9 protein-coding genes are annotated in these 9650 nt (G+C 62.7%); 2 read left to right on the forward strand and 7 right to left on the reverse strand.

The genetic code is table 11. The annotated features are described in order from the left end of the window. Nucleotides 1-37: 37 nt before the first annotated feature. On the reverse strand, nt 38-901 hold the full coding sequence (locus LFT44_RS21740) for an SURF1 family cytochrome oxidase biogenesis protein (RefSeq protein WP_236803154.1): 864 nt from the start codon (nt 899-901) through the stop codon (nt 38-40). A gap of 386 nt (nt 902-1287) precedes the next feature. On the opposite strand from LFT44_RS21740, the gene LFT44_RS21745 reads away from it, so the two are divergent. Continuing rightward, nucleotides 1288-3975: an AMP-binding protein gene (locus LFT44_RS21745; protein ID WP_236803155.1), complete on the forward strand. Its 2688-nt coding sequence runs from the start codon at nt 1288-1290 to the stop codon at nt 3973-3975. A 221-nt stretch (nt 3976-4196) separates the two neighbouring features. Here LFT44_RS21745 and LFT44_RS21750 read toward each other — a convergent pair whose 3' ends face one another. From LFT44_RS21750 to LFT44_RS21760, 3 genes are all read right to left on the reverse strand, one after another. Continuing rightward, nucleotides 4197-4742 carry a hypothetical protein gene (locus tag LFT44_RS21750; RefSeq protein WP_236803156.1) on the reverse strand — a complete coding sequence of 182 codons (546 nt, stop codon included), beginning with the start codon at nt 4740-4742 and terminating at the stop codon, nt 4197-4199. Nucleotides 4743-4808: 66 nt separating this feature from the next. Further along, nucleotides 4809-6311, reverse strand: a complete 1503-nt coding sequence (locus LFT44_RS21755; RefSeq protein WP_236803157.1) for an alkaline phosphatase — start codon at nt 6309-6311, stop codon at nt 4809-4811. A 477-nt stretch (nt 6312-6788) separates the two neighbouring features. Beyond that, on the reverse strand, nt 6789-6998 hold the full coding sequence (locus LFT44_RS21760) for a hypothetical protein (protein WP_236803158.1): 210 nt from the start codon (nt 6996-6998) through the stop codon (nt 6789-6791). Between the two features lie 264 nt (nt 6999-7262). Between LFT44_RS21760 and LFT44_RS21765 the strand changes: the two genes are divergently transcribed. Continuing rightward, nucleotides 7263-7517: a hypothetical protein gene (locus tag LFT44_RS21765; protein WP_236803159.1), complete on the forward strand. Its 255-nt coding sequence runs from the start codon at nt 7263-7265 to the stop codon at nt 7515-7517. Between the two features lie 51 nt (nt 7518-7568). Here the strand turns inward: LFT44_RS21765 and LFT44_RS21770 are convergent, their stop codons facing one another. From LFT44_RS21770 to LFT44_RS21780, 3 genes are all read right to left on the reverse strand, one after another. Continuing rightward, a complete protein-coding gene (locus LFT44_RS21770; RefSeq protein WP_336885651.1) occupies nt 7569-8696 on the reverse strand; it encodes a Fis family transcriptional regulator in 1128 nt (375 codons plus the stop codon). Nucleotides 8697-9048: 352 nt separating this feature from the next. Next, complete coding sequence (locus tag LFT44_RS21775) at nt 9049-9402, reverse strand: helix-turn-helix domain-containing protein (RefSeq protein ID WP_236803161.1); 354 nt, start codon at nt 9400-9402, stop codon at nt 9049-9051. Further along, nucleotides 9395-9650 (reverse strand): tyrosine-type recombinase/integrase (locus LFT44_RS21780; protein ID WP_236803162.1); only part of this gene is annotated, 256 nt, incomplete at its 5' end. The genes LFT44_RS21775 and LFT44_RS21780, both read right to left, overlap by 8 nt.

Here is a 9650-nt window from a genome sequence, read left to right on the forward strand (position 1 = left end):
CGGCTCCGGCCCGCCCTGGCATTACGCATGGGATCCTTCAGAGACCCATCCGGTCCAGCAGGGCGTCCTCTTCGTCGTCCGATGTGTTGCGCTTGCGGGCCTTTTCTTCGAGTCGAATTTTCGGGGCCGGGTCCTGCGGGTCACCCTGCGCCTGGTCTTCGCGTTCCTCCCGGGCGATACGGGCCTGCTGCCGGGCCGTGTATCCGAAACCCACGAAGGCAAGTATTCCAAAGGTCAGCCACTGCATCGCGTAGGACAGATTCGATCCTTCCTGAACAGCGGGCATGGCGAGCTGTTCAGGCGCTACGTCCGGAGCGGGCGATTCGGAGGCCATCAGTCCATAGCTTCCGGTCAACAGCGGGTACTCCAGCTGCCGGGCATAGTCGGGCAGGGCGATGCTTGGCAACTGGCCCTCGGGCGCGGTCCTGCCATCCAGCGTCTGTTCGGACGCTTTGATCCGGACCACCACCTCAACGTTTCCCGCTGGTGGTGACGGGACAGCATCCGGGTACCCCGGCTTCACGTTGCCAATTGGCAGCCACCCCCGGTTCACGACCACGGTCTCGCCGGAGCGGAGCCGAAAGGGAACAAGAACCTCATAACCGGGCGCGGAATTGTTTGGCCTGTTCCTGACAATCCGTTGGTCCTGCACCAGATAGTGACCAGCCAGCGACACTGTTGTCCATTTCATGTCCGGGTCAGCAACGGAGAAATACTGCTTCACCTGCTCGAACGGCACAGGGGATTTTTCGTAGTTTTGCTGGACGCGCCGGATCTCAGTCACCGCCTGATTGCGGCGATCCATCTGCCATTTGCTGAGTCCGGCACAGGCGGCCGCAACTACAGCGGCAAGGATCAGAAAACCCAGCCAGCGCCTCGTCAGGAGGAACCGGTAGGTCATGGCCGCAACCGCCGGGAGTTGGAATCCTTCAAATATCCTGACGCGGCTGGATAGCTGATAAACGACAGGCGCTGTAGCAGCGGTGGCCGGTCTGGGATGGGGCGCGGGAAACGTTGGAGCACCCGTCCAGCGTAACCGCGGGATGTGCAGTCCTCTTCCTTGCCATCAGCACAATCGGCCCTGCGCCCGCGAAGTGAATTCCTTAACCGCGGGCTGGTCCTCTCCGGGGCTGGCAGTGGGATGCTGTCGGTGTGGGACCGACTTAATGTTGCCTTTGCTAAGTGCGGCATACCTAAGGACGCCGGGGTCATCGGGACACCACGGGGAAGCGCGAGCTCAGCCCAACTCCATTTGAGTTAGGTAAGGCTATCCTTTACAGTTCAGGCGTGACTGTACAGCCGGAACTGGCAGGAGTCTCGTTCGCCGCCAAACTGGCCGGCTTCGGAGATCGTCCCGCCATCACGACCAAAGACCAATCCGTGAGCTACGGGGAACTTGCGCGCCGTGTGGAGGATATGGGCCGGGCCTTCGGGCCAGGCCGCCGGCTCGTTGCCCTTGAGGCTGAGAATTCCCTGCCGTCCCTGGTGGCCTACCTGGCGGCCCTGTCCTCCGGCAACCCATTGCTAATCCTGCCCGCAGGCGGCGGGACGGCAGCCGAGACACTCGTTGCCGTGTACGATCCCGATACTGTGGTCCGCGCGTGCCGGGGTGAGGTGGTCCTGGATGTGCGTCGGGACGAAACGCACCATGAACTGCACCCGGAGCTGGCGCTGCTGCTGAGTACCTCCGGATCCACTGGTTCACCCAAACTTGTGCGCCTGTCCGCAGAGTCCTTGCAGGCAAATGCCTCAGCCATAGCCGATTACCTGCACCTGCGCCCCACTGATACTGCGGCCACCACCCTTCCCCTGTCCTACTGCTACGGGATGAGCGTAGTGAACAGCCACCTGCTGGTGGGCGCGTCCCTCGCGCTGACCGACCTCTCAGTGGTGGACCCGTGTTTCTGGGAACTGGCCAGAGCCGAAAACGTCACATCCTTCGCCGCCGTACCCTACACGTTCGAGCTCCTTGAACGGGTGGGCTTTGAGGACATGGATCTGCCCAGCCTGCGCTACATCACCCAGGCCGGCGGGCGACTCGATCCAGACCGAGTGCGTTCCTACGCACACATGGGCCGACGGCAGGGCTGGGACCTCTTTGTCATGTATGGCCAGACCGAGGCCACGGCCCGCATGGCCTACCTGCCCCCTGACCTGGCAGCCGAGTACCCGCAATCCATCGGCGTGGCCGTGCCCGGCGGCTCCTTCCGGCTGGAGCCCGTCCCCGACCTGGAAGCTTCCGAACTCGTTTTTTCAGGCCCCAACGTCATGCTGGGGTACGCCGAACGGCCGGAAGACCTGGCCTTAGGACGTGTCACCACAGAGCTTCACACGGGCGACCTGGCCCGTTGCGGTACCAATGGCCTCTACGAAATCGTTGGCCGACGGACCCGCTTCGTCAAAATCGTTGGCCTGCGGGTGGACCTGGGCCAAGTGGAACGGCTGCTGGCCGATCTTGGCCTGACCTCCGCGGCAGCCGGCTCGGACCAGGCAGTGGTCGCCGTCGTGGAGGCCAGCCAAGATCTTGCCCTGGTGGCCAAGACACTTGCCCAGGATTTGGGCCTGCCCCGTTCAGCAGTCCAGCTTCATGGCGTGGAGTCCATACCGCGCCTCGCCAACGGCAAACCGGACTACCCCGCGGTCCTGGCCCTGGCGTCCAGGAATGATGACAACGACGGCACCGGCGGTGCTGCCCCGGAATCGGCAGGACACCCGACCGACGCGCGAAGGATCTTCGCGGAGGTCCTCGAACAGGAAAACATCGCCGACTCGGACACTTTTGTTTCCCTGGGCGGTGACTCGCTGTCCTACGTGGCAGCCTCCGTCCGGCTGGAGCGTGCCCTCGGATACATCCCGCAGGGCTGGCACCTGATCCCGGTCTGTGATCTTGTGCCTGCCGCCCATAACGCACCAAACACGTCGGCCGTAGATACGGATGAGCACTCAGACCAGCGGACGGGGGGAGCTGCACGAACTTCCCGGAGCTGGCATCGGCGGTTGCTTGCCCCCATGGAAACCGGAATTGTGCTTCGCGCTATTGCCATCATCTTTATCGTCTCCACGCACATCGGTTTCTTCCACTGGGAAGGGACCGCCCACGTACTCATCGCCGTCGCCGGCTATAACTTTGCGCGCTTCCAGCTAAGCGGTACCCGCCGTTCCCGGCTCCGGCGGCAACTGCGCAGCATTGCCCGGATCGTCGTGCCCAGCGTTGCGGTCATCGGCTTCGCCTTTGCCGTAACCGATACCTACACCTGGGCCAACGTCTTCCTGCTGAACAACCTGCTGGGCCCGCCAGGATGGACCGACTATTCAAGGTTCTGGTTCATCGAGATCCTGGTCCAGATCCTGCTGGTCATCGCCGCCCTGCTGGCGATACCAGCCGTTGCCCGCGCCCAGCGCCGGTGGCCATGGGCGTTCCCCCTGGCATTAGTAGTCATTGACCTGCCGATGCTCTTCGACCTTGTGGACAGCCGGTATCCGGGGCAGGGGCCAGTCCTGTGGCTGTTCGGGCTCGGCTGGGCCGCCGCCGCGTCACGGACACAATGGCAGCGGGCAGCCGTGACCGCCATCGCCCTGCTCACCATCCCCCAATCGTTCGAGGATCAGTACCGGAGTACAACCATCCTGGTGGGCTTCCTCATCCTGCTCTGGCTGCCCACCCTGGCCGTCCCGCGCGGGCTGCACCGACTCACGGCCCTGCTGGCCAGCGCCTCGCTATACATTTACGTCACCCACTGGCTGGTGTACCCGCTTGTTGATCCGGAGTACAAGGCACTGGCGGTCCTCGTTTCCCTGGCGGCAGGCATCCTTTACTGGGCCGCCGCCACCCAGGCAATGACCACCACAGAACGGTGGCTGCGGCGACGAAACAGGCAACACCCGAGAACAAAGACCCCCGGAAATCGCCAGCCATTACGCATCCTCGACGGCAGCCCAACACACGGCGCCGAAGCCACGCCTATAAACGACTGACCGCCGTCCCCACGACGGCGGCGGACAGTAAACCTGCCCTTAGCCCTGTCGACCGCACTGCGGCGTCATCCATTCCTGCAACCGGAGCGGTCTGTGGTCTGTGGTTTGGAGAATGTTTATGGCCCATACGAACGGACGGGCTGACAGGACAAGGGACAGAATCGTGGCTGCACTTCAATACTTTCGGCGCTTCCCACCACTCCACCCATTACCTTGAAGGGCTATTCGTTCACCAGGACGGGAACTCCGACAGCGGCGGACACTGCTTTGCCTTGAAATTCCGGAGGTACGCGGATGATGAACTCTTCACGTTCCTCCGCGGACCCGGGATGGTTCTGACCTTCGCTGCCCATGTCACGGATAATCCGGTCCGTGACGAGGAGGGCGCCTTTTTCGTCGTAGAACCCTGCCAGCACCTGCATCTCAAGAAGATCGCTGACGTCATTGGTTACCGTGACCGTACCCATAGCTGCTGATCCGTCGAAGGCCAGGTCTTTCAAGACGAATCTGTCATCAAACGGCCCGGCGACCTGGACGGTCCGGCCTTTGATCGGGGCAGTGGTGTGGAGACCAGCCAAATCCGGTTCATCTTCGGTGGCGGCCGCAAGTCCAGGGAAGGATGTCTTTGCGGCGGCGGCCATCGGAACGCTTTCAGCCGCGGAAACCTGGGTGGGTCCCGCAGGGTTCTGCAGAACGACAGCGGCAACCACGGCCAGGGCCGCAGCGAGCAGACCGGCGAGCAGGAGAAGTTGTGGTTTGCGGGTCATGCTGTTCCTTCAGTGTGGCCGGGGCCCGGGCATCCTTTGATCCCCGGGCCCCAGAGTCATAACAGGTCAGCGGAGGACGCGCAGGGCGCCGCCGACGACGTCGAACAGGTCTGTGTTGTCTACACTGCCCTGAAGCTTCTCAGAGCCTGAACCGTAGGCGTAAACGGGAACGTCCGCGCCGGTGTGGTTGCCAGAGAGGTAGCTCAGCCACAGGCTGGCCTCCTTGGAACCGTCCTTGACGTCGGCCGGGTCATTGGGGGTGCGGAAGGTGGCCGGACCGAAGTTGCGCGGATCGGCTGCGCCGGTTCCGTTGATGATGCCGGTGGAGCGCGCAGGGTCTTTGGTGTTTCCGCCGGGCCGTGAGGGGGTGGAGTTGTTGGCGGTGTTCCCGCTGTCGACGTTGGCAGGAGGTGCTGCCGCTTCAGCGTTGGTGAAGGAACCTTTCTCGATGATGTTCATGCCGGCAGTTTCGTGGTCGGCGGTCACGATTACGAGTGTGTTGCCGTCCTTTTTGGCGAAGTCCAGGGCGGCGGCCACGGCATCATCAAAGGCCTTGACCTCCTCGAGCGCCTGGCCGGCGTCATTGGCGTGGGAACGCTTATCGATCAGGGCCCCTTCAACCTGCAGATAGAAACCGTTGCCGTTCGCGCCCTTTTTGCTCTCCAGCAGTTCAATGGCCTTTTTGGTCATTTCCGGCAGGGAAGGCTCCTGGGCCTGGGGGGCGGAAGGATTGTCCTGCTTGGCCTTTTCCACCGTGAGGTTGCCCTTGTTGAACAGGCCGAAGACCTTGTCCCCGGAGGCTGCGTTCAGGTCGGTGCGGGTGGCAGGAATCTGGCTTGCCGCCGACCCCAGGACCGAATAGCCCTGTTCCTTCAGGGCGGTTTCGTCAGCGGCGTCAAAGCGTCCCAGCCCGCCGCCGAAGATGACGTCGGCGGTGCCGTTGCGGGCAATCTGGTCAGCGACAGGGGTGACCCTGACATCACTCGTGGGCAGCACATCGCCGGTCACGGCCGTGTCCTGGCACGCCGAGGCAGAATAGACCGGACCCTGACAGCCGCGGGCCAGGACGTGGCTCATCTGGGCCGCTGGCGTCGCGTCCGTGATCTCTGCGGTGGACACATTACCGGTGCGGTAACCGGCTTGCTTGGCCAGTTCCATAGCGGTCGGCACCACGGCGCCCTTGGCATCCACGCCCAGCGCTGCATTGTAGGTCTTCACCCCTGAAGCCCAAGCCGTGGCAGCGGACGCGGAGTCGGTGACGAGGTTGGGCTTGAAGTCCGCTTCGCCCGGCTGACCGGACTTCTTCTCCACAGAATAGGTACTGACGTAGCCCTGGGCCGGGAGGGTCTCCATGGCCAGTTTGCCCTCGGCGCCGTAGAAGCGTTCCCGGGCGGCGGTAACGTGGGTCCGGCCCATGCCGTCACCGAGCAGATAGATCACGTTCTTGGTCCGGCCGTTGTTCCCCTCCGGGGCCGCCGAGGCAGGACCCGCCGGAGCGGTGAAGGTGACGGCCGCCACGACGGCGGCAAGGGCCGCCGAAGAGGTAAGCACAAAGGAAGTGCGACGCATCAGGGTATCTCCAAAAAAGTAAGGGATGGCTCCGAGCGGAGCGTCAACAGTGTGTCGCCTGAAGATTCCGTAGATACGAACTTCAAATAGCCGCAAAACAAAGTGGTGATTAACGCTCGGAGCTTCGCAAGCTCAAGACCGTGATCGCCGTTAAGCGAGGTCAGCCGCAGCGAATCCATCGATACCTTGGGCGACAAGCTTTACTGGTCATCGGCAAGCACATTACCGCTCGCGGACAAGCCGGGAGTCAGCGGCCAGCTTGCCGCCGATCCGGTTTCCCTTCCCGACGTGAAGGTCTGTCGTAACGAAATCTGCAGTACCTGTACCTGCCTCCGCTGGTCCGGGCCTGGGATGCGAACGAGAATGTGCCACAGATCGTGGGCACATTTGACCGGCGAAGGCGACATGCTGCTCCGACCAGCAGGCCGTGGAGAAGCAGGTATCTAACAGCAGCACGACCGAAGGGTGCGGGTAGCGTCAATGTGGGGAGTCTGCTTCCAGGTCGTCCATAGCCCAGGCGAGAAAAGCAAGTTCGAGTTGCGGAGGTTCCTGGATCTCGTAGAGGAATGCGTCAAAGTCGAGGGCACCGGCGCTCCCGCCCTGACCCCAGTACCTCAGCCACACACCTTCGAGGCTGATGATGTTCAGTTCTATGAGACTTCGCGCTGCATACCGTGGATCACTCATCACCCCGCAGTGAACTGGGCGCCGGCTGGGCAGTTGTAAGTCCGAGGGGCAGGGGAATCGCCATATCCGATGCCGGGAATAGCTCCATTTGCAGCCACTCCCCCTGCCCTTTTAACTGGCATGCACGGTTATTCGTAGGCCGGGAGTAGTAGTCTCGGGCGCATGGCGCTGTAAGGTGTTCAGATTCAGAGGGTCGGCAAGAAACTCATCGAGCCCGTTGTGCAGTTCAGGACCTGGGTTTAGCGTCGGGGCTGGAGGTACTTGATGGTGCAGAAAGATCCGGAAATGGGTCATCCCGTGATTCCGCCCGGGACGCCTGAATGGCTGATTCCCGTCCTTGGCGTGGTTTTTGCTGCTGTTGCGCTTATCCTGCTGATCATTGCGGGGACTATCGCGGGCGGCGCCGGCGCTACCGTTTTTTTCCTAGTGTCCGGGCTGGTGTCGCTGGTGCTGGCCGTGAACATGGCGCGAGTATGGCGGCGGAGCAGGCGGGAACCAAGGGATCACACCGGACAGTAAAGGCGCAGGCGCAACTTGTCGGTCTGAGGCGGCATAAGCTGCCAGCGCCCGTTAGCGGTAGGCGTTTTCTAAGCTGCCAAGCGACTTTTTCGCTGCTGCGACGTATTGGGCGTAGGCCGCGGCGGAGTCGGTGGCGTGGCGTTCGATGGTTGTGGGGGAGTAGCCGAGGGTTTCAGCGATGATGGCCACGGGTGCGAGTTTGGTCAGCTCGTGGAGGGTTCCGAGTCGCGCGGCTCGGGTGCTGAACAGTTTGCTGAGACGGGTCGTGAGGTGTCCTGGGTGGATGTGGCGGCCGGGTGAGGTTCCGCGGAATACCCAGTCGGTGTTTGGGTGCGAGGCGGTTAGGTTGTGGCCGGGGTTTGCAGCGAGCTCCCGCCATGGCGCATCTAAGGGGTCAGGCAGTGCGATCTGAATCGTTCCCAGCTGGATGGTGACGAGTTCTTCGGTGACGGTCACGTCTCCCCACGTTAGGCGGGCAATGCGTTCTGCCTGTTGCCCGAAAACGAGGATGAGGATCGCGGCGGCCTGGTCTCGTGCTTCGATTTGTTCATTGGCGTTGAGCACGCGGCTGAGTGCTTCATCTTGTCCTGTCTTGTCGAGTTTGGCGCTCGTTCCCCGACGATGCGAGAGGATGGTCAGCCCCGCAGGAGCGGCCTTGGCCTTGATGGCCCATTTCAGGAAGTGTTCAGCGATCCGCCTGGTGGTGGGTCCGTCTGCCTGCCAGAGGTCGAGATGAGCCTGGGTCAGGCCAGCGAGGCTGGTGCCGCGGTCGGCGAGCCAGTTGAGCAGTTCGATGGCGACGGTCACTTGCTGCTTGGCTCGCAGGAAGGTGCCGCGACTGACTTCGTCCATCTGGTTCATCCGTCGTTGGTGGTGCCAGCGGATGTAGCGACGGATGATGTCGCGGTCCTCAGCTTTGTTGACCCGGTCTAGGGCTTGTGCTGACCAGCTCTCGTAACGGGTGCGGAGTTCGTCGCGACGGGGGAGCACGCCGTGTTCAGTGAGAAGGCCGCGGACGTATTCGCGGGTCCGCGAGTCCGGCAATTCATCGAAGACTTCATGCGTGATCGTTGGTACGACGGCAAGGTCTCGGAGGAAGGCGGTGACGTGCTTTTGCTGGATCCAGGTGATGCCGCTGTTGGCGCGTTTCATCGACTTCAACGCCGCGGCGAGCGGCATCAGCTCCGGGGCCAGGATTCCCCGCGCTGGGTCTGTGAGCAGGTCATCAACAATCGCGGCGAGGACGCAGCTCCAGCAACGGCCGCCGCTGTGAAGCTCGTCCTCTGCCCCGCAGGCCTCGCAATCGACGTTGAGCCGAACTCCCGAGCACTGGCGGCAGGCAGGTTGGTCATCGATGAGGCCGGGCAGGACGCCTTCATGTCCGCAGGCGCAGGCGCCTTTGGTCCGTTTTGCCTGTTGGTAGCAGTAGCCGCAGATTCCGCCGTCGGGCCATCTCGCAACGGTTTTGTGGTGCTGGTGGCAGCGGGCGCAGGGGATTGGCCAACGGATGGGATCCTCTGGCTTGCGCGGCCTAGTCACGGTCCTCGGGACTGACGAGCCGGATACGTTTAGCGATCGGGTTACCGGGCTGGATGCCGAGGTCCTCGCTTCGTTGGGGTGCGTTGGCTGTCGCCGCGGCACGCATTTCCACGAACGGTTCGAACAGGTCATTCGGGGTGCAGTCCAGGATGTCGCAGAGTGCCGCGAAGGTCCTGGCCGGGATGCGTTCCGGCGCCGCGGTGACCAGCCGGTAAACCTGGCTTTCGGAGAGGTTGATGCCCCGGGAGCGCAGAAGGGGCATCAGTTCGGTGGTCTTCCAGAGGTTGCGTTTGGCCATGAGGGCTCGCAGGTTCCAGCGGTAGCCGATCCGGCGCTGTTCAGGCATCTGGGTCCTCCAAGTTGGTGATGCGGCGTGCGATCATCTGCTGCACGGTTTTCTGCTTGAAGTCCGACGATACCGAGGTATATAGGCCGGTGGTCGAGGCGTACGAGTGGCCGACCTGGGTTTGCACGAATGCCGGGTCATAGCCGGCCTCGATCAGGTGGGTCACATAGGAATGCCTGAGGCAGTGCAGCCCCAATTCCTTGGGCAATCCAACGGCGTCGCGGGCAGCCGCGAAGGCATCCCCGAAC

It is taken from the genome of Arthrobacter sp. FW306-05-C (assembly GCF_021801725.1).
Classification (GTDB): domain Bacteria; phylum Actinomycetota; class Actinomycetes; order Actinomycetales; family Micrococcaceae; genus Arthrobacter.

Coding starts and splice junctions, on each gene's coding strand:
- LFT44_RS21740 (WP_236803154.1), bottom strand. CDS start 901: ATGACCTACCGGTTCCTCCTGACGAGGCGCTGGCTGGGTTTTCTGATC.
- LFT44_RS21750 (WP_236803156.1), bottom strand. CDS start 4,742: ATGACCCGCAAACCACAACTTCTCCTGCTCGCCGGTCTGCTCGCTGCG.
- LFT44_RS21755 (WP_236803157.1), bottom strand. CDS start 6,311: ATGCGTCGCACTTCCTTTGTGCTTACCTCTTCGGCGGCCCTTGCCGCC.
- LFT44_RS21760 (WP_236803158.1), bottom strand. CDS start 6,998: ATGAGTGATCCACGGTATGCAGCGCGAAGTCTCATAGAACTGAACATC.
- LFT44_RS21765 (WP_236803159.1), top strand. CDS start 7,263: ATGGTGCAGAAAGATCCGGAAATGGGTCATCCCGTGATTCCGCCCGGG.
- LFT44_RS21770 (WP_336885651.1), bottom strand. CDS start 8,696: ATGCCGCTCGCCGCGGCGTTGAAGTCGATGAAACGCGCCAACAGCGGC.
- LFT44_RS21775 (WP_236803161.1), bottom strand. CDS start 9,402: ATGCCTGAACAGCGCCGGATCGGCTACCGCTGGAACCTGCGAGCCCTC.